This window comes from Spiroplasma endosymbiont of Danaus chrysippus (assembly GCF_902809815.1).
Taxonomy (GTDB): domain Bacteria; phylum Bacillota_I; class Bacilli_A; order Mycoplasmatales; family VBWQ01; genus Spiroplasma_E.
On sequence record NZ_CADDIL010000007.1, the window covers coordinates 105,315 to 128,953 of the forward strand.

The window sequence follows — 23,639 nt, forward strand, 5'->3', positions numbered from 1 at the left end:
AAAATATGTTTATTAATAGTCTACTAAATTATAATAAAAAAAAATGAAATATTGTATAAAATATTTATTATAATTTAAACTTTTTGTAAATAAAAATGATTTTAATATTTTTAAATATTTTTCATATATGTTAATTCCTACTTTTAATTTCATTAAAAGTAGGAATCTTTTCACTATATTAATATAATTAGATAGTTACGCATTGGATAAGAGAACGATCATGATTACGATTATTATTAGGAATAAGATATTCTCTATCTGAGTTATTTATATCTTGCACATCATTTTCATCTCATTCATTAATATTATTAATATGACCATTTATTGTTCTAGTAAGAAAACCTCTTCCATCACTAGCAGCATTCCCATTTGCTTGATTTATTATATTTGGTAATTCAGATAATACTTCGTCAATAATCTTTTATTGCTCTTCTTGCTTATATATTAATTTAAAAGCTGGTTTCATTTTATTTGTTAAATTATATAAATCAGAACTAGTTACACCAAGTGCTGATAATACCATTCCTAATTTTGGAAATGTTTCTTTAAATTGAATTCAAGCTTTTTTTCAATCACCTTTATTTTGTGTAACATCTGTTGCATAAGTTTTAATAGCATTAGTATAGCGCTAATAAAAAGAAAACTAACGATAAAGACTCCTAATTGACTTAATTCATTTTGATTTTTAACTCAATTTTTAAATGATTGTAGCAATGTATGATCATTATTTTGAGGGCAAAAATAATTTTTTACTGGTTCAAAAATTGTATTTAATGCATTTTTAATAAAACATTCATTAACAAATATCATTACTGTAGCACGAACAATAGTTGAAATAATATTATTAATTGATACTATATCTTCTTTATAAGATTCTCATGTTAATGTTTCAGCAGTATAAGCAGAAGAAGCAGTAATAACTAAATGATTTATTAATAATGTTTTCAAAAAAAAGTTAGTATTGGATAAACTATTTTTTATAATTTCTTTAATAGAATAGTCTTCATTTTTTAAATCAGTTTTTGATAATTCACTTAATTCATTTAAAAGTTCTTTTAAAAAATCATTACTGATTTCTGCACTAATTAAAGAATTAAATTTTTCAAAAGTAAATTCATCATTAAAATTAATATTTTTTAATTCATCTGTAATATGATTTATTACATCATGTTTTTTGATAATTGTTGATAAATTAGTACACAACTTATCTAAGTTCGAATTAATTTTATTTAATTTTTCATATTCTTTAAGTTCTAAATGTTTTTCTAATTTTTTAATAATAATTTCAAGTGGTAAATATTCATCTAATTCTTTTTTTGTGTTAATTGATTTGAAGGTAATAAATCAATAATACTTTTTAATCCAAATGGATAGTAAGATAAAAAATAAGATGTAAGTGTATCAACACCAGCCATAGGATAATTTTCAGGAATTTTTAATGATTCTCACATTCCTTTGCCTAATATTTCTAATTGTTCTATAAAAGTTTTACCTATTATAGACTTTTCTGATACTACAGCTATTGAAAAATATCTTTGTGCTACTCTAATTGAAATGCCTGTTAATAATACAATTGGAGAAGATAAATATTCAATAGTTTTTCAACAACAATTATTTGAACTTATTTCACTTTCTTTTTTAATAAATTTTGGTAAGTTTTCATAAATTTCTCCTAAATCATTAAAATATATTCTTACTTTATTTTTATATTTTTGTTCATCACTATTTCAATATTGATTAATGTAATTGGTATAATAACGAATTCTTAAATTAATATTTGCAAGTTCTCCAATAATTTTTTTAGTTTTATTAATAACTATTTCATTATTATTTTCTATTCCTACCACTAAAGATTCCATATTTTGATTTCTTATATTGGCACTAGCTACTGCTACTTAGCCCTTTTTAAACTTATATTAATAACACGTTTTCTCTATTATGTATAATTAAAATTTTATTGCATAAAGATTCAGAAAAGTTTCCAAAGATTTTTTAAACATATTTTAAAATTAACACAATATTTTCATTTTCTTTTTAAAGAAATATAGGTTTTATTTTGAAATTTTAATATTTATGTTAAATGTTCTATTTATATGTTTCTATATTAATTCAATTCGCTTATATTTCTTGATTTTATTCCAATATCTCTTTTTAATAGAACTATTTAAATTAAAAATAAAAGTTCATAATATATATTTTTATATATAAGAAATTATTGTTTTACTTACAAAGAATAATTGAATCAACTAAATTTCATTTTTTCTATCAATATGTAAAAGAAAAACCCCATAAATAATATATTGTAATTTCATTAAATAAAAAATAATAATATATAACTAGATTTATTTAAAAATAACAATATATTTTTCCTTTTTATAAGACATTACAAAAAAACATAAAAAAACTACTTAGTAAAAATAAAAAATAATACTAGTAGGCTAATAACCAATAATTTTGTGTGTCTTAAATTTATTATAACACCGTAACTTTGAAAATCAATAAAATTTTATTAATTTTATTATTAAAATATCATTTTAAATAAAAAAAATTAGCACCCTTATTATGGTGCTAATCTAATAATATTTTTATAATATTTTATTATCTTGATTTTTTGTTCATAGTAAAGCTAATGAAATAATAGCAGCAGCAATACAACCATAAAAGTAATAAAATACATAATCTCAGTTTTCATTACCAATACCAGCAATTACTACTTTTGAAAAAAGAGCATCACCAAGAAAATAACCAGATAATCCTGTAAATCCTGAAGCAGTAGCAGCTGCTTTCTTATTTGTTAGTTCAATAGCAGTAGCACCAATCATCGCTTGTGGCATATAAATACCAAAACCAGCAATCATTAAAGCAGTAATAAGCATAGGCATATTACCACGAGGAGCAACTTGCAATAAAACTAGTCCACAAAGTGCAATTAATAATCCAAATATCATTAATGGTGCTTTACGATTATTAAAAAATCACTTAGCAAAATATGCTGCAGAAATACCACCAAATAAACCAGATAATTCAAAACAGGCAGCAAATCATTTACTGTGTTTTAAATCTAAGCCATGAATATCTTTCATTAAAATTAATGTTCATCCTGCCAGTCCTTGTCGTACAACATATACTCAAATATTAGCAAATGCTAATATTCATAAAAATTTATTTTTTAAAATATACTTTACAAAAATTTCTTTTCAATTAAGTTCTACTTTTTCTTCTTTATGTTCTAGAACACCTTTTCATTTTTCAACAGTAGGTAACCCTTCTGCTTCAGGGCGATCACGTAATCCTCATAAACATAATGGAATCATAGCTAAAGCAAAAATACTAGGAATTCAAAAATATAAACCATAAATTGTTCCACCCGGATCAAGTAATGTTACTAAAGAAATAACAACAACCGGTAATAAAGCAGCACCAATATTTTGTCCTGAGTTTCAAATTCCAATACGTCCTGAACGTTCTTTATCAGTAAATCAATGAGAAAATAGTCTAGCTGTAGCTGGTCAACCCATACCTTGGAAAACAGCCAACATCGCAATCAAACTCAACATCATTACAAATGGGCCAACACTAATTTTAGTTCCAGCAAAAGCAACTACACCACCCATAATAATATTTAAAATAGAAGAAACAAATAATCCAACAATCATGATTACTCTTCCTGAACTACGGTCAGCGACATTTCCAACAATAAATTTAGCACCACCATAAACAACGGCAAAAATTGTTCCCATTAAAGCATACTCCATTTTAGTTATGCTACCATTGCTTTCTAAAGCAGAACCCGCTACTGTATACGCTTGACGAGTAAAGTAGTAAAGAATATATGATAAAATGCTAAAACCAAAAACTTGATTACGTAAAATAATAAATTTTTTATTAACTTGCTTTAAGTCTTCACTAAAAATTTCTTTTTTTGCAGGTGGCTTAAAAACACATGCAAGTCTATTAAAAACAGACATTTTTTACTCTCCTTCTAAAAGGATGCATAAATTATAGTAACCCAAATAACCTGCTCTTAAAAACTTAATATAAACATACTTTAACACATAGGTTTTTATAATTTTTGTTTTTGTGGAAAAATAAATAATATTAAAAATTAAAAAATAACTCTCTACCAAACTATTTTTTTGAAATACCATAAATAAATATTAACTCTACACCTTTTAAAATTCATTTACATTTATTTATTAAACAGTTTTATAAAATGTACTAATAATTTATTTATCCCCTTTTCAAATTGTTTAGTCCTAACCTATATATTTCAGATTATAACAGATATATTCTAAAATTGAAAAGATATTTCTTTAATTTTAAAAAAAATAATTTACAATTTTCTTATGAATTTATTCTAAAAAAATTATAAATATTTATATAGTAATAACTAAAATTAAAAAAATTATTTTATCGTTTAATGTTTTAAAAATTAAAACTAATGATAGAATTAAACCATAAAATAAATTAAAAGAAAAGGTAGTGAACACATGCATAATGAAAGCAAAATACAACATATTAATTCTATAAAAGAAGTTGAGCAACTTTTACAATCAAAAAAAATAACAGTAATTGATTTTTCAGCAGAATGATGTGGTCCTTGTAAAATGTTAGGGCCAAGATTTGAAAATGTTGCTAATGACGAAAAACACAAAAATATTAATTTTATTAAAGTTGATGTTGACAAAGCTAAAGAACTAGCAAAAGATTATGAAATCCAATCAATTCCAACATTAATTTATTTTAATAAAGAAGGAAAAGAAGTTAAAAAAACTTTTGGTTTAGTTTCTGAAAAAGATATGACTAATATTATCGAAGAAATAGGAAAATAAGGTATTTATAATGGCTATTAAATTAATTGTTCTTGATCTAGATGGAACTTTATTGAAAAGTAGATGAAAAATTCATCCTAAAAATCTAATTGCAATTCAAAAAGCATATCAAAAAAATATTAAAGTTATTATTGCAACAGGAAGAGCACCAAGTTCAACCATTGATATTGCAAAAGCATGTTTAATGCATGAAAAAACCGGTCATATTATTTGTTATAATGGTGGTAACATCCTTGATATTACTAATGATAATAGATTAGATATATTGTATGAAAAATCATTAACAAAAGAACAAATACAAACAATAGTTAAATTTGCTAATAAAAATAATTTAGCAATGTGAGGATATAGTACCGATAATAAAACAGGCTTAATTAATCGCAGATCACTAAAAGTTAAAATTATGGAAAATTTTAATAACCTACCAACTAAACAAATTGATGAGAATACCGATGAGGGTATGTATAAAATTTTATTATTTTGTAAAAAGAAAAAACAAGTTAATCCAATTTTAGAACAATTAAATACTATAAAAGATTTAGAACTTGCTACTTCTTCTCATAGTGTTATCGAAATTAATCCAATTGGTGTTAATAAAGCTGCTGCTGTACAATTTTTATGCAAAAAATGAAATATTACTCCTGACCAAGTACTAGCTTGTGGTGATGGTATGAATGATTATAACTTAATAAAGTGGGCTAAATATGGTATTGCAATGCAAAATGCTCATCCTAATTTAAAAGAAATAGCATATGATGTTACTAGTAAAAATACTTGTGGTGGTGTTGCAAAAGCTATCGATAAATATGTATTTCCTAAATCAGAGTTTGAATAAATAATTAAATATACTTTTATTAATACTTAGTCATATTAAAAATGCTAGCACAAATTGCTAGCATTTTTAATATTTTTTAGGTTTTCATCAATATTTATGTTATAAACCTTAAATTATACATATAAGGAAGAAAAAACCATAACTGATATTAAAGTAGTATCAGATTATATAACAGGAAGTAAAAAATGATATATTATTGATTTTATTGATGAAAAAACTCGAATTACTTATTGTTATCCATCTGAACAAGCACAAACCAGAGATATTGTAAATGCTACTAAAAATGCTTTAAATTTTTATGAAAAATTGGGAATTAAAATTAAAAGGATTAGGACTGATAATGGTGAGGCTTTTTAGTAATCTGTGTTTCTTTGTTTTACAAAGTACTAGTTCAGATTAATTCTGTCTTCAAATTTTATCATAAAATGAGCAATTGCTGTATTTCAATTTTGAATAGGCAATGTTCATTTTTTTGTGATATTTTCAATTGCTAAGTAAAAAATTTTAAAAACTGCCATATCATTAGGAAAAACTTTTTTATTTCTAATAACTTTTCGTAATTGGCTATTAACAGATTCAATAGCATTTGTAGTATAAATTACCCTTTTAATTTCTGCTGGATAACTAATAAAAACCATTAAATTTTCTCAATTTTTATATCAAGATTTAGCAATTTGTGGATATTGTTTATTTCATTTACTTTCAAATGATTCTAAAGCTTGCATTGCTTGTTCTTCACTACATGCTGTATAAATTGGCTTNTGCTGAAAAAATTCGTAAATAGCCATAAATTTGTCCTTTTCTTGTAAAATGAAATTCAAGTAAAAGTTGGCATAATTCTTGATATTTATGTGTACAATTACTAATTTGATTTTTTTCTTTTTTAATAGGGTTTTGTTTGTTTTTTACAAAATAATATGTTGATCGGTTTAGTTGAAGATCTTGGCAAAGATATCTAATTGAATATTGGTTTTTGCTATCATCAATAATTTGAATTTTTTGTTTGATATTTAACTTGTTAATTACTAATGCTATTTGTTTAATTTTATCCATTATTAAAAATCCTTTCATGTCAAAATTAGTGTTAATTGTATAACACAATTGTTTTTCGAATACATTCAAGTTTTTTTTAAATTAATGGTCTAGTAAAAAGGGCTAAGAGTTATGCGCCCTTTTTTTAAGATATTATTAATATACTTTTGTCATAAAATAATAATTAGTTTTTCTAAATTTTAAAAATTATTTATGTAAAAAAACTAAACATTTTCCTTTTTTAATAATTAGTTTTGGTCTTTCTTCTTTGTTAAATTCATTACTAATAGTTTGCGTACTATTATTAGTAACAGTAATATCTTGATTTGGATAAAACTTACAACCACTAAAATTATAAATTACTTCTTCATTGTCTAAACTAAAAAAAGAAATATATTTATATGTTAATTGTCAATTGTAAAAAATATATTCTGATTTTGCTTTTAGTAAAAAACAATAGTTATTTTCACCTAATAAAATTGGGTTAAAAAATTCATATTTTTTTAATATATTAATACTAGCAAGTAACATATCCCAACGTATTCCATCACTTACTATCACTATTTGTTGAAAATTAATTTTTTTGGAAATTGCAGTAACTATCGCAAGTTCACTATCAATAAAATCTTTTTCTTTATTAAAAGTAATAATTTCAAAATTATGTATTTTATTTTGATCATTTAAAATCTTTAACTGTTGTTTATTAATGGTATCATTATCACCACAAATAAACTTAATTGGTTTTTTATATTTTAATAATGATAAAACACCAGTTTCAACACCAATAAAAATTGGATTAATAAATTGTTCTCAATTTAAATTATAATCACGACAAACAATTACTAATTGTTTAATATCACTATTTTTCATAATTTGTTAACATCGCAAATTGTTTTTTTACTGAATTATCACTATTTAATAAATAACTACCCGCTACTAGGTAATTAGCACCAGCAGCAATACAATCATTTGCTGTTAAATTATTAATGCCACCATCAACAGCAATTGTAATATTTGGAAAATTATTATCGATATGTTTTACTAACATTTTAATTTTATTAATAGTTAAATCTAAAAAACGTTGTCCACCCGCACCTGGTTGCACACTCATAATTAAAATTGTATCAAGATCTTTCAAATAATCATAAATTTTTGAAATTGGTGTATCAGGATTAATGGCAATTCCTTTTTTAAAACCAGGGTTTTTTCACTGCAGAAATTCTTTTAATTGTTCTTCTGTTAATGCTTCATAATGCAAAGTAATATTTTTAACTTGCGGTAAAATTATAAATGGTTTTAAATAATCACATACTTTTGATGTTGTTATCTTTACCATCATATGACAATCAATATTGATATTAGAACTAAATTTACATACATCACTTAATATTTTTGCACCAAAACTTAAATTTTCAACAAAATGATGATCCATAACATCAAAATGAATTCAATTAATTCCTGCATTTTGTAAATTTAATAAATCATCTTTTAAAGATAGAAAGTTAGCAGTTAAAATGCTAGCGGCAATTGTTACTTCTTTTTTCATATATTACCATCCTTTATTTTAAATTATTAATTTTATTGAATTCTATTAAAATTTTACAATAATCTTCATAAAAAAAACTAGAAATTATTTTATTTGCAACTGCTTTTTTAATTGCACATTCTGGTTCTTGCTGATGTAAGCAAGTACGAAACTTACAATTTTGTCAAATATTAGTAAAACTAGGAAAATTAGTAGCAATATCAATACTACTTAGACCTTGTAACTGAAAGACCGAAAAACCAGGTGTATCTGCAATAATACCATCATGTAAAAAATAAAGGCGAGTTTTAGTTGTGGTATGTTTACCACGATTTAAACTTGTAGAAATATCCTGTGTTCATAATTTTAAATTATTATCCAAACTATTTAAAGTTGAACTCTTTCCCACTCCTGAAGTACCTGTTAATATTGATAACTTGTTTGTAAAAACTTTTTTTAAATCTTCAATACCATTTTTTTTAACATTTGAAATAAAAATTGTTGGTAAATTTAAATTCTGATATGCTTTAACTTTTGTTCAAACTTCATTATCTTTAGTTACCAAATCAATTTTTGTAAATATTAAAATTATTTTTAAATGATAATAATTAAAAATAGTTAATAATTTATTTAATAGAAAACTACTAAGAAAAGGATTAACAAGAGAACTAACAATTAATACTTGATCAACATTAGCAATGCTTGGTCGATATAGTTCATTAAATCGAGGTAAAATTGATTCAACCAAAGGATTTTTATCATCTTTAAAATTAACTTTAACATAATCACCAACTAAAATTTTTGCTGTTTGAAATTTTAAATTTCCTTTGATTAAACAAGAAAAAATTTGATTTTCAATTCTTACTTCAACAAAGTTATTTGCAACTCCAATAACTATTCCTTGTTTAAAATTCATAGTGTCCTCTAATTAATATAAAATTAATATGCTTATAATAACACCAATAAGTAATAATATAATTAAAATTAAAGATAATAAAAATTCTTTTTTTAAATAAAATGGTTTTTTTAATTTTTGTGAATTTAAGTAATTTTTCTTAAATAACATATTATTTTTATTTTCCGTTTTTAAACAACAATCTAAATCATTACTCAATTCACTAATTGTCCGATAGCGATCATTAATATTCTTAGCAGTTGCCTTCAAAATAATATTTTCTAAACTTTGTGGAATATTCTTATTAATTTCATGAATTAATGGCATTGGTTCTTTAATATGTTTAGCGGCTAATATTTGTGGATTTTTATGAAAAAAAGGTGGTTTACCAACTAATAATTCATATAATATAATACCCAAAGCATAAATATCACTTTGAATTGTTGGTTTTTGAAATTTTACTACTTCTGGAGCAATATATTTCATTGTTCCTACAACTTGATTAGCGTGTTTTTTAACTTCATAATCATCAATAACAGCAATACCAAAGTCTAAAACTTTAATTGCTCCACTACTAGTTAAAATAATATTTTCAGGTTTTAAATCACGATGAATAATATTGACTGAATGACACGCATTAACCCCTTTTAAAATTTCTTTCATAATAACTATAACTTCATTAACTGATAAAACTGAATAATTACTTAAATATTCTTTTAATGTTTTACCTTCTAATAATTCAAAAACTAAGCATCAATCTTTCTTATCAATAAAAACATCATATACCAAAATAACATTGGGATGTCTAACTCTAGATACTGCTCTAATTTCTTGCAAAAATCGTTCTTTTATTAAGTCATCTAGTGGTGAAATTGGATTAATTACTTTTAAAGCAACTTGCCGATTTAAATATTTATCTTGTGCTTCATAAACTTTAGCCATACCACCCGAACCAATAATTTTTAAAATATGATAACGATTATTCAATAATTTATTTATTTCCATTAGTTTCACCATTACTTTTAAATTTATTTTTTAAAAATTACTAACTTATTTATAATTTATATTTTACACAAAAATATCAAAAGACTAAAATTTTATTTCCATTAATAATGCAGTAACATTATCAGTTGAAACATTAAGTAATGCTTGCTTAATTAATAATTTAACTTTATTATTAATATTTCCATTTTTTTCTAAAATATTAACTATTTCATATTCTTCTAAAAAATCATGAACACCATCACTAGTTAAAAGAAAATATGATGGAATTATTAATGGTAAATGAAAAATATCGGTTTTTAATGGCTTACGTGGACCAAGAGCACTAGTCAATACCTTTCAATAAGTGTGATTTAAATCAACACTTGATTCTTTAGTTGTATTTTTTTGTAAATATAAATTTAAAATATTATGGTCAACTGTTAACTGTTTTAATCCTTGTTCACTATATTGATAAATACGTGAATCACCAATATTTACTAAATAAGCTTTGTTATTAGTAATTAAAATTATTACCATAGTTGTTCCCATATCAAGCGCTTGTTCATTACTTAAACTAAAATTATTCATTTCAATTTGAATAATTTCTATCTTTTCTTGTAATCATGCATGAATTTGTTTATCATGTTTTAATTTAGTAAAATCTGTTGTTTCAAAAAATTTTTTTAACATACTAACAGCCATATTACTGGCCACTTCACCACATTTATGACCACCCAATCCATCACAAACAACACCAATAACTTGTCCAGTGTTATTTGTTAAATATAAAACGGCATCTTGATTATTTGTACGATAATTACCAACATCTGTTTTATAACTAGCATTTATTTTCATAAACTGTCCCCCTATATTCCTTTTTTTAATTTACAAATATAAAATCCATCAGTATTGTTATTAAAACCAAAAAATTGTTTTTCTGCAATGATTGTCATATCTGGGTGATTTTTAACAAAATTCTCAATTTGATTTTGATTTTCTTTAATATTGAAAGTACAAGTAACATACACAACTATCGCTTCAGGTTTTAAAAGTTGATAAGCCTTATTTAATAATTTTGCTTGAACAGTAATTAACTGATTAATTTCTTCTTTACTTCAATTGATAAGTTTAACTTCTGGTTTTCTTTTAATTAAACCTCAAGCAGTACTAGGAGCATCAATTAAAATTTTGTCAAATTTATTATTAAAATCTAATATTGTAGAATCACCATATTTAAGTTCAGTATTTGTTACGCCTAATTTTTTTAAATAAGTAGCACCAATTTTTAATCGTTCTTCATTTATATCACAAGCAACTATCTTACCGTGATTAGACATTAAAGCTGCCATATGGGCTGTTTTACTAGCAATTCCTGCACACATATCTAATACTTCATCATATGGTTGTGGATCTAAAATATGACTAACTAGCATACTTGCTTGATCTTGTTTAATAATTTCACCATTTTCATATAATTTTGTGTTAAAAATTGACTTTGAACTAATAATACCATCAGATACTATCTCGCTTAAACAAAAGTTAAAAGATTTATAATTTTCATTGTTTAACACTTTATTAACAGTAGTTTTTAATGTATTAACTCTAAAACTAATTAATGGCATTCTTAAGTTATCTTTTATCAATTGATTTGCAATATTAATACTAAATTGTGATTTTATTAAAGAGTATAATCAACTAGGATAACTATATTTAATTAATTTAATATTTTGTTTACTTTCTTTTTGTAAGTTAAATTCTGATCTAAATTCAGTAAAACATAAATCTAATACTTTAGAAATAATAAATGTTAGTTTATTATCAATGGTGCTTACTTTTTTTAAAGTATTTTCAATGAAGATTTCTTTATTAGTAATTTCTAAAAAATAGATTTCATATAAAACTATTCATAATAAAATAGTTATGTGAAAAGGAATAGTAATTACTGATTTCAAAACATTTCATATTTGATTTAATATATAATCTAAATAAATTTGATTTTTTAAGATTCCTAGTACTATCTTTTCAATTGCTTCTTTTTCTGATAATGTTAGATTTTTATCTCGCATCATTTGTGCTAATAAAACATTACAATGACCTTTTTCTAGGATTACTTGTACTAGAATTTTATAAACATCATTTTGAATTATCATTATTTAACCCCACAGAATTTTTAATTATACATATATTATAACTTAAATTATATTTTTAATTTTGATAAGTATTTTACTACTATAACTATTAAAAAATGCATCATTACAATGCATTTTTAGTAATAAATTATTATTTTTAATAAAAAATAAACTATTAAAAGTTACTCTTTATATTTACTTTACCTTTTCATTTTTTACAATCTTCACCATATTTATACATATTATTAATTTTAATACCAAGAATAATTCCTGATCATATTGCACAAGGTGTATTAGCACAAATTATAACTAAATCTTTCATTAAAATTGTTGATTCAGATCCACCATGATATGATAAATGAATAATGCCCCATAATACTCATAAACTGTTAGCTGTTGTATAAAGAATAAATGTAAGTAAAGAAATACCATCTGTTTTTTTAGTTTTTATTGTTTTTAAAGATTGTGGACAAAATGCTATAACAGCAATAAGTGCTCCAATAATCCCTATTATAGTAATAATTCATCATTCAGTATTTGCCATTATTTTTATTCCTCCAAAGTTTTAGCATTTTCGCCCAACGTTTTCATATTTTTTACTTTAACATAAATAATACAATTAGTTGCAGTCATTGTTACTGTATACGGTATTATTAAGGTAGAACCTCAAATTGCAATTTCAAGAGTATCAGCACCTTCTGGTCACATTACTGGTAATGTTACTGAAAGTATTCCAAATATCAAGAAAAAAAGATTAGCAATATTATAAATAATATAAGTTGATAAGATTATATGTTTAGTTTCCTTAGTTTTTATTGTTTTTATTGCTTGTGGAATAAATGTTATAATAGACAATATTCCGGCTAAATAACCTATAATTCCAATAAAAGTTTGCATTTTCATCCTCCATTAAATTTTAAAAATATCTTAGTAGTTTTTTTAAAACTATTAATATACTTATTTTTTATTTTATTAAAAATAATATTATTTTACTTTTAATCATTTAAAATAGAAAGTGTTTAGTTAATATTTTTTCAAATAAATCTAAAAAAATAAAAAATAATTTATAATAAAAAAATAAAAAACCACTAAAATAGTAAAAATTTATTTAAAATAAAATAATAAATTTAAAAAATATTAGTTAAAAATTAAATAAAATTTTAATTTTACAATAAATATAAAATTATGAAATAAATTCGCCTTTTTATAAAAAAGTGAATTTTTTATTGTATATTCATTTTTTCAATTATAAACTTAAATTAAGATTTACTTAGAATTCAAAAATAAACAATAAATAATAATTTTTCAATTAAAACTATATTCTATGAAAAAATAATTTGTTATCAATTTATGTTATTAACAATATTTTTAATATTGTCATAAATTTAACTTATCATTTTATTTTTTATAAATTTACAAACTAATTTAATGTTCTTACACCATTTCATATTTTTTTAAAATCCTAAATATTATAAATATAATCTATGTTCTAAGTAAATCTTAAATTATGGGAATATATAAAAAAGTATTGGAGTTAAAAATGAAAAAAAATAATTTTATTTATGCGAGATATGATAAAGAAGATAACTGTTTAGGTGTTTATGACACTATGGAAGAAGCAATATTAAAAGTTTACCACATTGATAAAAATAATAAAAAACGCTATTATCAAACCTATAATAATATTTGTCGTTCTTATCAAAAATATAAAAATAATTTTGGAAATGTTGTTTGTTATGAAGGTTTTTGATTTAAAATACCACTAAATGAAAATGGCTATTAAAATTAAAAAATAAAATAGTTATACTATGAAATGGTTAAGGATACTTAATAAAAATATTTTTTAATTTTATAGTTAAAACTCAATAAATTAAAAAACCATTACTTTGATTTATAAATATTTATTTTATTAAATTTTTTTAATTATTTCTTTAGTTTAAAACTTTAATTGGTGGTTAGCCCTAAATACTGGACCACTTTTGGATAGACAGTTTTAAATTTTTATTTGTGAAATTGGTGGTTTTAGAAATTTAGAATGTATTCTTTCGTAATTATAAAACATAATATATTGGTTTACATCATTTATAGCTTCATTGAGAGAAAAATATTGATTTGAACCTTTAGGTAGTCATTCTTGAGATAAATGAGAAAATCAGTTTTCAGATATTACATTGCCACCAATATCATAAGGTTGTTTTTTGCTTAAAATTATTTGCTTATCAGCAGCTCAATTTGTGATGTCTTGACAATAAAATTCGTTGGCGTTATCTGAGTGTAAAATAACGTTTTTTACTTGGTTTCAAGAGAATTGTTGATTTATTTTTTCAAGTGCAGGAAGGATTAAATCTTGATAGGATTTGTTTGAACATGTATTATAGCTTACAATATTATTTGAATAAAAATCAATAATTACAAAAAGATATAATCAACCTTCTTTAGTATTTATTTGTTTAGTGTCCATTGATCAAATTTGATTTGAAGAGGTTGTACTTTTATAATCTTTGTTTACTTTATCCATTGTAGGTATTCACTTATTTGGATTTTTTTTGTTTTTAGGATAGTTATTTTTAGTTTGTTTTAATCCTTGAAGATTGTGATCTTTCATAATTTTTCGCATTTGTTTTGTTGATAATTCTAGATTTAAAATAATATGTTTGTATTGTTTTAATCATTCTTTAAATGCTGAAAAAATTCGTAAATAGCCATAAATTTGTCCTTTTCTTGTAAAATGAAATTCAAGTAAAAGTTGGCATAATTCTTGATATTTATGTGTACAATTACTAATTTGATTTTTTTCTTTTTTAATAGGGTTTTGTTTGTTTTTTACAAAATAATATGTTGATCGGTTTAGTTGAAGATGTTGGCAAAGATATCTAATTGAATATTGGTTTTTGCTATCATCAATAATTTGAATTTTTTGTTTGATATTTAACTTGTTAATTACTAATGCTATTTGTTTAATTTTATCCATTATTAAAAATCCTTTCATGTCAAAATTAGTGTTAATTGTATAACACAATTGTTTTTCGAATACATTCAAGTTTTTTTAAATTAATGGTCTAGTAAAAAGGGCTAAGTAGCATTATTTATAAGTTGAAAAAATCTGAATGTTAGTAAACTAAATTAACCTTTACTAACATTCTTTTTTAGATTTAAAGTTTTTTATATATTTTCTAAAAAACAGAATACTTAATCAATCTTTTATAAAACTACTTTTTTATTAGACTTCTTTTACTCATTGATTAGGTACTACTGAAAAACCAATAGTATTATTACCAGTATGTGTTTTTAAAATATTACATAATGGTTCAACTTTATATTTGGTAAATCCTCTATTTTTTACTTTTTTAATTGCTTCATCAATAATATCTTTTCTACATCAACCATCAATAATATATATTGTTTCTTTAGTAACGTCTTTAATTTTAGTAATAATATCTAACATTTCTTCCATAGCTTTACTTAAGGTTCTAACTCTACCAATATTATCAATTGTTTCTTTACATCTTAAAATTGGTTTAAAACGTAAAAAATTACCAATTCTTGCTTTACTCATTGGTAATCTACCACCACGAGCCAAAAATTTTAAATCATTAGGAGCAATATAAGATTCATAAGTTTTACGAAATTTATTTAAAATTCCTAAAATTTCAGGAATTTTTTTTCCATTTTTAACAAGAGTAAAAGCAATTAAAACCATAAATTTTAAAGGTATTGAAGCAGCACCTGTTTCTAAAATATGAACTTTATTTTTATATTTTTCTTCTTTTTGTAAAACTTGTGAACTTGCATATTGTCCTGAAGCATTATTAGCAATTGGTAAAAATAAAATTTGATCATATTTACTTAAAGCATTATCTCAATATTGTTCAAGTTTACCACGACTAGTTTGACTAGTTTTTAAAATATAGTGTTCATCAATCATCTTTTTACGAATTGTTTCACTATCAATATCAATGTTATTATCATCATAAGCATTTTCTCCTTCAATAATATTTAAAGGAATAATTATTATTTCAGGATATTTTTTCATATCTTCAAGGGTAAAACCAGTAGCTGAATCACTTACAATTCCAATTTTCATTTTGTTTGCTCCTAACCTTTTATACTAATAAATTATAGTAAAATTATAACAAATTTATTTTACTATATATCGTTTTAATTTGAAAAAATATAAAGTGACTATAAACTTATTAGTAGTAAAAATCATTAGCTTTATTAGCAAATGTTTGAATTCTACCTTTAATACCAATAATTGCATTCTTTTTTAATAGTGTTTTTAATTCCTCTGTATTAGCTATTCAAGTTTTAATAGTGATAAAATCAATTTGAAATTGATTTTGACGATTTTTAAAAGGTCTTTCAACAGCCATTATAAACTTGGTCCATTTTGTTGGAATTTGTTCTCTGGTTGGTATTATTTCTGGTTCATTCATTAATTTACCTACTAATACAACATTATTTATCATTTTAACACCCCCTCTTATTTGATAATTATAAATTTAGTTCATAAATAAAATATCAAATTATTTTATTTATGAATAAAAGAAAAAATAAATTAATTCAACAAACTTAAATATTAAAGTAAGACTAGATAAAATAATTTATTAATTAACACAAAAAGAGCAGTTGACAATGCTCTTTTTGTAAAATATAATTATGTTAATATAGTTTTAATCTAAATCTGGTAATGATCCAATTCTTGAATCTTTTAGTGCATTTACTTTCCCAAAATCTACTTGTAATCACACTCTCTGAACATTAACAAATCCAGTAATTTTATTACCATTTTTAGCAGCATCATAAAAAAATGTATAAACTTTTGTATTTAATAAACTAATTAAAGTTTCTCATTGCTTTTGTTTATATGGTGCAAATTCTAATTTAAAATCAGAGGCTAAACTTCCTTTTTTAACTCCCACATTGTTATAAAGTTTCAAATCAGGTAAAATTTTTCGAAATTCTTGACTAACATCTAAATCCTTATTGTCAGCTGTATTAATAATATAAGATTTTAAAATTTCATTATTTTTGATAATATCAATTTGACACGTACCTGCTTCTAATTCAAAACTATCTTCGGTGTATTTTTTTTAATTTCTCCTGGAAAAGTATTTTTAATACTAACAGTTAAACTAACAATTTCAGCATATTCTTCATCTGAATAAACGCCAATTTCATCACCAGTTTTGAAACCTAAATCTTTTAAAAAGTGTGCTGCATTAGCATTTTCTGCCCTATATTTATGAGGCGGTGCACCTGTTCTTAACAATTTATTTTTAAAAAGATCATTAATTTTCATTAAGTGATTATAGCCTCTATTACTTATGCAGCCGGAGGAGTTGCTATTCTTGGTGCTCCTACTATTATTGGTTTAGTTGCTGGGGGAGCTGCTGTTCGTGCCATTAGTGGTGCTATCAGTGGTGGTTTTGAAATAACTCAAATGCTAGCAAAAAAAGATGATGAAAAACAAGAAGAGCAAAAATTAGATTTTGAAGGTTCAAAAAAAATTATAAATTCAAATTTAGAAAATTTATATTCTTCAACAAGTGTATACAATTCTAATACATCAACAATGTAAAAGGTAATTTATTAAAACACATCAATTTCTTCTTTACTAAAAAATAAAATATATTTTTTAAATTTATTACTTTAAAATAAAGTAATAAATTTTATTTTAATTTTATAGTAGAAAAATGAAAAAAATATTCTTTTTATTACGCATTTTTACACTAATAATTTTATATTTATTTTATTTATTAAAAATAAAATAAATAATTGTTTTTTTAAAAAAATATTATATAATTTTATTTGTATTATTTAACTTAAAGTTTAGTATAAATAAACAAAAGGAGAAAATAATCAATATGAAAATTGGAAGAAAGTTAAAAACTTTAAGATTGAAACACAATTTAACTATGGAAGAGTTAGGGAAACGTTGTGATTTATCAAAGGGATTTATTAGTCAGTTAGAGCATGATGTTTCTTCACCTAGTATTGAAACACTAAAAAGTATTTTAGACATTTTTGATTGTCCATTATCAACCTTTTTTGCTGGTGAAGTAAAAGAAAAAATAGTTTTTAAATCACAAGATGTTACTGTTAGTGACGAAGAAGATTATCAAATAAAATGAATTATTCCTAATGCTCAAAAATTAACATTAGAACCAGTAATTTTAACTTTAAAACCATTTGGTAATTCAAATAAAATTCCGCCATTTCAAGGTCAGATCTTTGGATACGTATTAAGTGGCACAGTATTTGTTCATTATGGTGCAACTAGAGTAAAAGCAGTAGCTAATGAAGCATTTTATATTAAAGGTAATGAAAAACATTATTTAGAAAATCCCAATAATTCAATTGCAACTATTTTATGAGTTTCAAATCCGCCAATTTTTTAAACCATTTAAAGGAGGAAATTATGAGTGTAAATATTTTAGAATTACGTAATATTACCAAAGAATATGATGGTAAAGTTGTTTTAAAAGGAATTAGTTTAAATATTCATGAAGGTGAATTTCTTACCATTCTTGGTCCTAGTGGTTGTGGTAAAACAACATTATTAAGAATTATTGCTGGTTTTGAACAACCAAACAATGGTCAATTATTGTTTAAAGGTAAGGATTTAATTAAAATTCCAATTCATAAAAGAGAAATAAATACTATTTTTCAAAATTATGCTTTATTTCCACATTTAAATGTTATTGATAATATTGCTTATGGTTTAAAGTTAAGAAAAATTGATCGTGAAAAAATCAAAAAAGAAGTTAAAAAAGCTTTAGATTTGGTTAAATTAAATGGTATGGAAGATAAAGATGTTAATGATTTATCTGGTGGTCAAAAACAAAGAGTAGCAGTAGCTAGAGCATTAGTTCTTAATCCTAAAATTTTGTTATTAGATGAACCTTTTGCTGCTTTGGATTTGAAATTACGTCAACAAATGCAAGTAGAATTAAAAAAAATTCAAGAAGAAATTAATATTACTTTTATCTTTATTACTCATGATCAAGAAGAAGCATTTATTATGTCAGATCGGGTAGTTGTTTTAAATCAAGGACAAATTCAACAAATTGGGACACCACAAGATATTTACAATGAGCCTGAAAATAAATGAACATCACAGTTTGTTGGTAGCTCGAATGTTATTGAAAATGGTGTATTTATTAATGATTATTGTGTTGGTTTTGACTGTAAAAAATTTGCATGCTCTGATACTGGTTTTGGTGAACAAGAACGTAATATTGATATTGTTATTCGACCAGAAGATATTGATTTAGTTAATGCAGGTAGTGGTTTTTTTGATGGAACTATTAAAACTATTGCTTTTAAAGGATTATTATGAGAAATTGAAATTATTGCTAATAAACGCAAATGGATAGTTCATACTACTGATAATTTTGAAGTAGGTAACCGTGTTGGTTTAAAATGAAATGTTGAAGATATTCATGTTATGTGAAAGGAAATTGAAGAGTAAAATGAAAAATTTGTTTAAACGTAATATTAAAACACAAATTTTAAAATCACAAGATATGTTAGTTAATAATTCAAATCCAGAAAAAATTATTGATAATCAAAATAAAAAAAAGTATAGATTTAAAAAATGGTTTAAACTTAAAAAAAATAATGTTTCTTTACAAGAAGTAGCAAAAAATAAATCGAAAATGAAACGAGTAAAAAAGAAAAAAGCATTGTTATGTTGAAAAAAAACAAACCAAAAAATAAGTTTTATTAAAAATAAAATCAAAGATAAATCAGTAAATTTTGGTTTTAAATCATGAGTTACGCTTGCTTATCCATATTTATTGGTGATGGTAATTTTAATTGTATTGCCATTATTAATTGTAATTTTATATTCAATTATTAAAGCAACTAATAATGCTTGAATATTTCGTTTTACATTTAGTAATTTTAATGATTTTTTTAAAGAAAATAGTTATGTTATGGTTTTATTACGTTCAATTGGTTATTCATTTGTTGCCACTTTAATTGCTGTTATTTTTGGTTATCCCATTGCTTATATTATGGCTTTTATGTCAACAAAAATTGCTTCAAAAAATATTTGAGTTTTAGTTACTTTACCAATTTGAATTAACATTTTATTACGTACAATTGGATTACAAATTATTTTTAGTATTTTAGGTCCTAATGTTTTATTAGGAACTCCAATTGGTATTATTTTAGCAATGGTTTATATGTTTATGCCTTTCGTTATTTTACCAATTTATAATTCTTTAGAAAAAACAGATCGCAATTTATTAGAAGCAAGTCAAGATTTAGGAGCTTCTAAGATGAAAACATTTTGAAAAGTTACCTTTCGTTTTTCAGTGCCTGGTATTGTTTCTGGTTTTACTTTAATGATGTTAAGTGCTATGACTTCACTAGTAGTAGTTAAATATATTGGTGAAGGAAAAACTATTTTAATTGCAAATATTATTGAATCATATTTTTATCGTGGTGCTAATTTTGCTTATGGTGCTGCTATTTCTGTTATTTTAGGTATTATTGTTTTAATTATTATTTTTACTTTAAAAGCGATTGGTAGTTGAGCTACTGGTAAAAAAATAGGAGGTATTAATTAATGAGATCTTTTTTTAAAAATAGTTATTTAGCTATTATCTTTTTATTATTTTATAATCCAATTTTAGTTTTAATGATATTCTCTTTTAATGGTGGCGATTCAGTTCGTAGTTGAAATTCTTGATCATTGCAACCTTATTACGATTTATTTCAACAAAGTGAACTTTGAGAATCGGTTAGTGTAACATTAATTGTTGCTTTTATTTCTACTTTTGTTGCTGTTATTATTGGTACGTTTGCTGCTTTGGGTTTAAGTAAAACAAAAAAAATAACACGTAATATTACTTTAGGGATTACTAATATTCCTTTAGTTAATGCTGATATTGTTACTGCTGTTTCTTTAATGTTATTATTTATGGCATTTGGTTTTAGTTTTGGTCTTGGAACATTAATTTTCGCTCATATTTCTTTTAATATTCCTTATGTTATTATTACTGTTTTACCAAAAATTAGATCAATAAATATGTCACAATTAGAAGCAAGTCAAGATTTAGGTGCGACACCTTGATATACGTTACGCAAAATTGTATTACCAACAATTAAACCAGCAATTATTGCTGGAGCAGCTATTGCGTTTGCTATGAGTTTTGATGATTTTTTAATTTCTTATTTTACTGGCGGTAATACTTCTAACGTTTCAACTTTTATTTATTCTTTAAAACGAATTAAGCCTTATATTAATGCTTTTTCAACAATAATTATTTTATTAATTGCAGTACTTATTATTTCTTGAAATACTTATGTTCTTTGCAAAAAACAAATTAAACAACGTAATGAAAAAATTGATAAAGGTATTTATCATGATAAAAAAATTATTAAAACTGAGAAGTTGTTAACTAAATATTATTTACAATTAAATGGTTTTAACTATAAAAAGGTTAAGAGTAAAGGTAGAAAACGTAAATCATTATATAGTGATGGTAATTTTGAAATTGTAACTGAGCAAGATATTATTAAAATTCAAGATTATATTAAAAATCACCCGAAACTTATTAATCAAATTTCTAAACTTGAAGCAAAACTTGAGATGGAATCAATTTGAATTGAACATATAAAGAATAAGATTAAAAAAAAGAAAGAGTTAAAAGAAGAACGCTCAAAATCAAGAAGAGAGAAATATCGTTTTTTACTATGACCGTGAAAATTAATTATGATTAGTATAATCTTATTATCAAGTTTTATTAGTTTGGGTGCTTTCTACATTTATACTAATGTTTATGATTTATCAATTGCTAATTGAGGCGAATATATGAATCCCAATATTTTAAAAGAATTTGAAAATAAATATCAAGTTAAAATAAAATATTCAACTTTTGATGATAATGAATCATTGTATGCTAAATTGTATACTACTAATTATGATGTAATGGTTCCTAGTGATTATATGGTGGCTAAATTAGCAAGTGAAGATAGACTTTTTCCAATTGCAGCAAAAAATTCTGTAGGTGATATTGAGTATGATAGTAGAATTGATTTTAATCCCAAAGAAGATATTAATCATGATTTATATGAATTAATGAATAATTATCGAGTTGAAAATAGTGATGGAATTTTAAATGAATTTGGTTTAAATAGTTATAGTATTCCTTATTTTTGAGGTGATGTTGTATTAGTAATTAATACTACTAATACAAATAATCTTAGTGATCTTGGTATTAAAGCTGATGGTTCAAATGTTCAATGAAGTGTTTTAACAGATGCTGCAAAATTAGGTAAACGTATCATTTTAAATGATGATATGCATAACTTATTTATGACTGCGCTTACTGATTTACACTATAAAAATAAATGAGGAGAAAATAACGGTTCAGGTCAATATAGTCAAGTAGGAAATGATTTTCATGATAATATTAATGCTCATAGTCCAATTGAAATTCAAGATGCAAGCGATTGGTTACAACCAGTTATCAAAAATAAAAATACAAAATTATTAAATGATGATATTGTTAATGAAATTAGTAATGAAAATAAGTGGGATGTAGCAATGATGTATAATGGTGATTTATTATCTGCAATTGCTGATGATCCTGATTCTTATAATGGTAAGTACCTTGTTGTTAGACCATATATGGGGACTAATGTTTGAAATGATGATATGGTAATTAGTAAAGATTCTCCTCATAAAGATTTAGCTTTTAAATTTATTAATTATATAATGCAAAAACAAACACAAGTTGATTTAAGTAGTGAATTTGGTTATACCTCATCTTTACAAGCAGCCATGGATGAAGTTAGTACTAATTTTTCAGCAGAAATTTGAAAGCATGTATATATTCCAAAAAATGGTCAATTACCTGATCCATTAGATCCAAGTAAGCATCATGAAGGATATTTTAACGGTTTATATACTCGTAGTTTTGACCCACAAATGCAAACCGCTTATAATAGATTATTAGCACGTTAATAAAATAAATTGTAATATTAAGTTTAAAAAAATATAAAAAAATATTGTAACTTATAGTATAATTTAATACGAAAGGGGGTTAATTCATTGTGGCACGTCGTAAAAAGTGAGAAAAAGAAGACAAAGAAAAAATATGAAACTATTCTATTCAAAAAATTGAGAAATATTTTAAAGGATTATCTGAATTTTGAACATTGAATGTGCAAGCTCCTTGTCCGTGGTGTTGTTTGCCAATGATAAAAGGTGCTTATCAAGGTGAATAACCAACTTCAGCATTTGCTTGAAATATTGATCACATTGATGGTGATCCAAATAATAATAGTTTAGAAAATTTACAACCAATGCATGTTGAATGTAATATTAAAAAAAATTAATCATAAATTAAAAATTCAATGACTATTTAATTCAATCATTGAATTTTTAATT

General features: G+C 23.5%; 26 protein-coding genes. 9 read left to right on the forward strand and 17 right to left on the reverse strand.

Annotated features, from left to right (window positions below; all coding sequences use genetic code 4):
* Positions 1–525 precede the first annotated feature (525 nt).
* The 3 genes from SPIRDC1_RS09090 to SPIRDC1_RS09100 form a co-directional block, all read right to left on the reverse strand.
* Positions 526–1,203, reverse strand: coding sequence for a hypothetical protein (locus SPIRDC1_RS09090; protein WP_174481515.1), 678 nt, complete (start codon positions 1,201–1,203; stop codon positions 526–528).
* 101 nt (positions 1,204–1,304) lie between these two features.
* Positions 1,305–1,859, reverse strand: a complete 555-nt coding sequence (locus SPIRDC1_RS09095) for a hypothetical protein (RefSeq protein ID WP_174481516.1) — start codon at positions 1,857–1,859, stop codon at positions 1,305–1,307.
* 726 nt (positions 1,860–2,585) lie between these two features.
* On the reverse strand, positions 2,586–3,968 hold the full coding sequence (locus SPIRDC1_RS09100) for an MFS transporter (protein WP_174481517.1): 1,383 nt from the start codon (positions 3,966–3,968) through the stop codon (positions 2,586–2,588).
* A 522-nt stretch (positions 3,969–4,490) separates the two neighbouring features.
* On the opposite strand from SPIRDC1_RS09100, the gene trxA reads away from it, so the two are divergent.
* On the forward strand, positions 4,491–4,832 hold the full coding sequence (trxA, locus tag SPIRDC1_RS09105; protein WP_199188855.1) for a thioredoxin: 342 nt from the start codon (positions 4,491–4,493) through the stop codon (positions 4,830–4,832).
* 10 nt (positions 4,833–4,842) lie between these two features.
* Complete coding sequence (locus SPIRDC1_RS09110) at positions 4,843–5,667, forward strand: HAD family hydrolase (RefSeq protein ID WP_174480654.1); 825 nt, start codon at positions 4,843–4,845, stop codon at positions 5,665–5,667.
* A gap of 386 nt (positions 5,668–6,053) precedes the next feature.
* On the opposite strand, the gene SPIRDC1_RS09115 is transcribed toward SPIRDC1_RS09110, so the two are convergent.
* The 9 genes from SPIRDC1_RS09115 to SPIRDC1_RS09160 form a co-directional block, all read right to left on the reverse strand.
* Positions 6,054–6,428, reverse strand: a 375-nt coding sequence (locus tag SPIRDC1_RS09115) for a transposase (protein WP_233215024.1), incomplete at its 5' end; no start/stop codon positions are given.
* Between the two features lie 478 nt (positions 6,429–6,906).
* On the reverse strand, positions 6,907–7,569 hold the full coding sequence (locus SPIRDC1_RS09125; protein WP_174481520.1) for a motility associated factor glycosyltransferase family protein: 663 nt from the start codon (positions 7,567–7,569) through the stop codon (positions 6,907–6,909).
* Entirely contained in the window at positions 7,559–8,245 is a 687-nt protein-coding gene (locus tag SPIRDC1_RS09130; RefSeq protein ID WP_174481521.1) for a ribulose-phosphate 3-epimerase, read from the reverse strand. The genes SPIRDC1_RS09125 and SPIRDC1_RS09130 overlap by 11 nt, the downstream gene beginning before the upstream one ends.
* 13 nt (positions 8,246–8,258) lie before the next feature.
* Complete coding sequence (rsgA, locus tag SPIRDC1_RS09135) at positions 8,259–9,140, reverse strand: ribosome small subunit-dependent GTPase A (protein ID WP_174481522.1); 882 nt, start codon at positions 9,138–9,140, stop codon at positions 8,259–8,261.
* Between the two features lie 12 nt (positions 9,141–9,152).
* Complete coding sequence (locus tag SPIRDC1_RS09140; protein ID WP_174481523.1) at positions 9,153–10,124, reverse strand: serine/threonine-protein kinase; 972 nt, start codon at positions 10,122–10,124, stop codon at positions 9,153–9,155.
* Between the two features lie 84 nt (positions 10,125–10,208).
* Positions 10,209–10,958 (reverse strand): protein phosphatase 2C domain-containing protein, encoded by a 750-nt coding sequence (locus tag SPIRDC1_RS09145; RefSeq protein ID WP_174481524.1) that lies wholly within the window; start codon positions 10,956–10,958, stop codon positions 10,209–10,211.
* A gap of 11 nt (positions 10,959–10,969) precedes the next feature.
* Positions 10,970–12,253: a methyltransferase domain-containing protein gene (locus SPIRDC1_RS09150; RefSeq protein WP_174481525.1), complete on the reverse strand. Its 1,284-nt coding sequence runs from the start codon at positions 12,251–12,253 to the stop codon at positions 10,970–10,972.
* Between the two features lie 154 nt (positions 12,254–12,407).
* Positions 12,408–12,776 (reverse strand): SemiSWEET family sugar transporter, encoded by a 369-nt coding sequence (locus tag SPIRDC1_RS09155; RefSeq protein ID WP_174481526.1) that lies wholly within the window; start codon positions 12,774–12,776, stop codon positions 12,408–12,410.
* A gap of 5 nt (positions 12,777–12,781) precedes the next feature.
* A complete protein-coding gene (locus tag SPIRDC1_RS09160) occupies positions 12,782–13,129 on the reverse strand; it encodes a SemiSWEET family sugar transporter (protein WP_174481527.1) in 348 nt (115 codons plus the stop codon).
* Between the two features lie 643 nt (positions 13,130–13,772).
* Here SPIRDC1_RS09160 and SPIRDC1_RS09165 point away from each other — a divergent pair.
* Entirely contained in the window at positions 13,773–14,015 is a 243-nt protein-coding gene (locus SPIRDC1_RS09165; RefSeq protein ID WP_174481528.1) for a hypothetical protein, read from the forward strand.
* Between the two features lie 210 nt (positions 14,016–14,225).
* Here SPIRDC1_RS09165 and SPIRDC1_RS09170 read toward each other — a convergent pair whose 3' ends face one another.
* The 5 genes from SPIRDC1_RS09170 to SPIRDC1_RS09190 all read right to left on the reverse strand — a co-directional run bounded on the left by SPIRDC1_RS09170 (position 14,226) and on the right by SPIRDC1_RS09190 (position 17,534).
* On the reverse strand, positions 14,226–15,221 hold the full coding sequence (locus SPIRDC1_RS09170; protein WP_174479968.1) for an IS3 family transposase: 996 nt from the start codon (positions 15,219–15,221) through the stop codon (positions 14,226–14,228).
* Positions 15,222–15,452: 231 nt separating this feature from the next.
* Positions 15,453–16,316, reverse strand: coding sequence for a DegV family protein (locus tag SPIRDC1_RS09175; protein ID WP_174481529.1), 864 nt, complete (start codon positions 16,314–16,316; stop codon positions 15,453–15,455).
* Between the two features lie 109 nt (positions 16,317–16,425).
* Positions 16,426–16,701: a single-stranded DNA-binding protein gene (locus SPIRDC1_RS09180; protein ID WP_174481530.1), complete on the reverse strand. Its 276-nt coding sequence runs from the start codon at positions 16,699–16,701 to the stop codon at positions 16,426–16,428.
* A gap of 204 nt (positions 16,702–16,905) precedes the next feature.
* Positions 16,906–17,154 carry a hypothetical protein gene (locus tag SPIRDC1_RS09185; protein WP_174481531.1) on the reverse strand — a complete coding sequence of 83 codons (249 nt, stop codon included), beginning with the start codon at positions 17,152–17,154 and terminating at the stop codon, positions 16,906–16,908.
* A gap of 140 nt (positions 17,155–17,294) precedes the next feature.
* Entirely contained in the window at positions 17,295–17,534 is a 240-nt protein-coding gene (locus SPIRDC1_RS09190) for a hypothetical protein (RefSeq protein WP_174481532.1), read from the reverse strand.
* Between the two features lie 3 nt (positions 17,535–17,537).
* On the opposite strand from SPIRDC1_RS09190, the gene SPIRDC1_RS09195 reads away from it, so the two are divergent.
* The 6 genes from SPIRDC1_RS09195 to SPIRDC1_RS09220 all read left to right on the forward strand — a co-directional run bounded on the left by SPIRDC1_RS09195 (position 17,538) and on the right by SPIRDC1_RS09220 (position 23,476).
* The gene (locus tag SPIRDC1_RS09195) at positions 17,538–17,813 is read left to right on the forward strand and encodes a hypothetical protein (protein WP_174481533.1); all 276 of its coding nucleotides are present in this window, start codon (positions 17,538–17,540) and stop codon (positions 17,811–17,813) included.
* 286 nt (positions 17,814–18,099) lie between these two features.
* Positions 18,100–18,633 carry a helix-turn-helix domain-containing protein gene (locus SPIRDC1_RS09200; RefSeq protein ID WP_174481534.1) on the forward strand — a complete coding sequence of 178 codons (534 nt, stop codon included), beginning with the start codon at positions 18,100–18,102 and terminating at the stop codon, positions 18,631–18,633.
* A gap of 20 nt (positions 18,634–18,653) precedes the next feature.
* Complete coding sequence (potA, locus tag SPIRDC1_RS09205) at positions 18,654–19,706, forward strand: spermidine/putrescine ABC transporter ATP-binding protein (RefSeq protein ID WP_174481535.1); 1,053 nt, start codon at positions 18,654–18,656, stop codon at positions 19,704–19,706.
* A gap of 1 nt (position 19,707) precedes the next feature.
* On the forward strand, positions 19,708–20,811 hold the full coding sequence (gene potB / locus SPIRDC1_RS09210) for a spermidine/putrescine ABC transporter permease (protein ID WP_174481536.1): 1,104 nt from the start codon (positions 19,708–19,710) through the stop codon (positions 20,809–20,811).
* A complete protein-coding gene (locus SPIRDC1_RS09975; RefSeq protein ID WP_199188883.1) occupies positions 20,811–23,213 on the forward strand; it encodes an extracellular solute-binding protein in 2,403 nt (800 codons plus the stop codon). The genes potB and SPIRDC1_RS09975 overlap by 1 nt, the downstream gene beginning before the upstream one ends.
* Before the next feature lie 89 nt (positions 23,214–23,302).
* Entirely contained in the window at positions 23,303–23,476 is a 174-nt protein-coding gene (locus tag SPIRDC1_RS09220) for a hypothetical protein (RefSeq protein ID WP_174481537.1), read from the forward strand.
* The last annotated feature ends 163 nt before the right edge of the window (positions 23,477–23,639 follow it).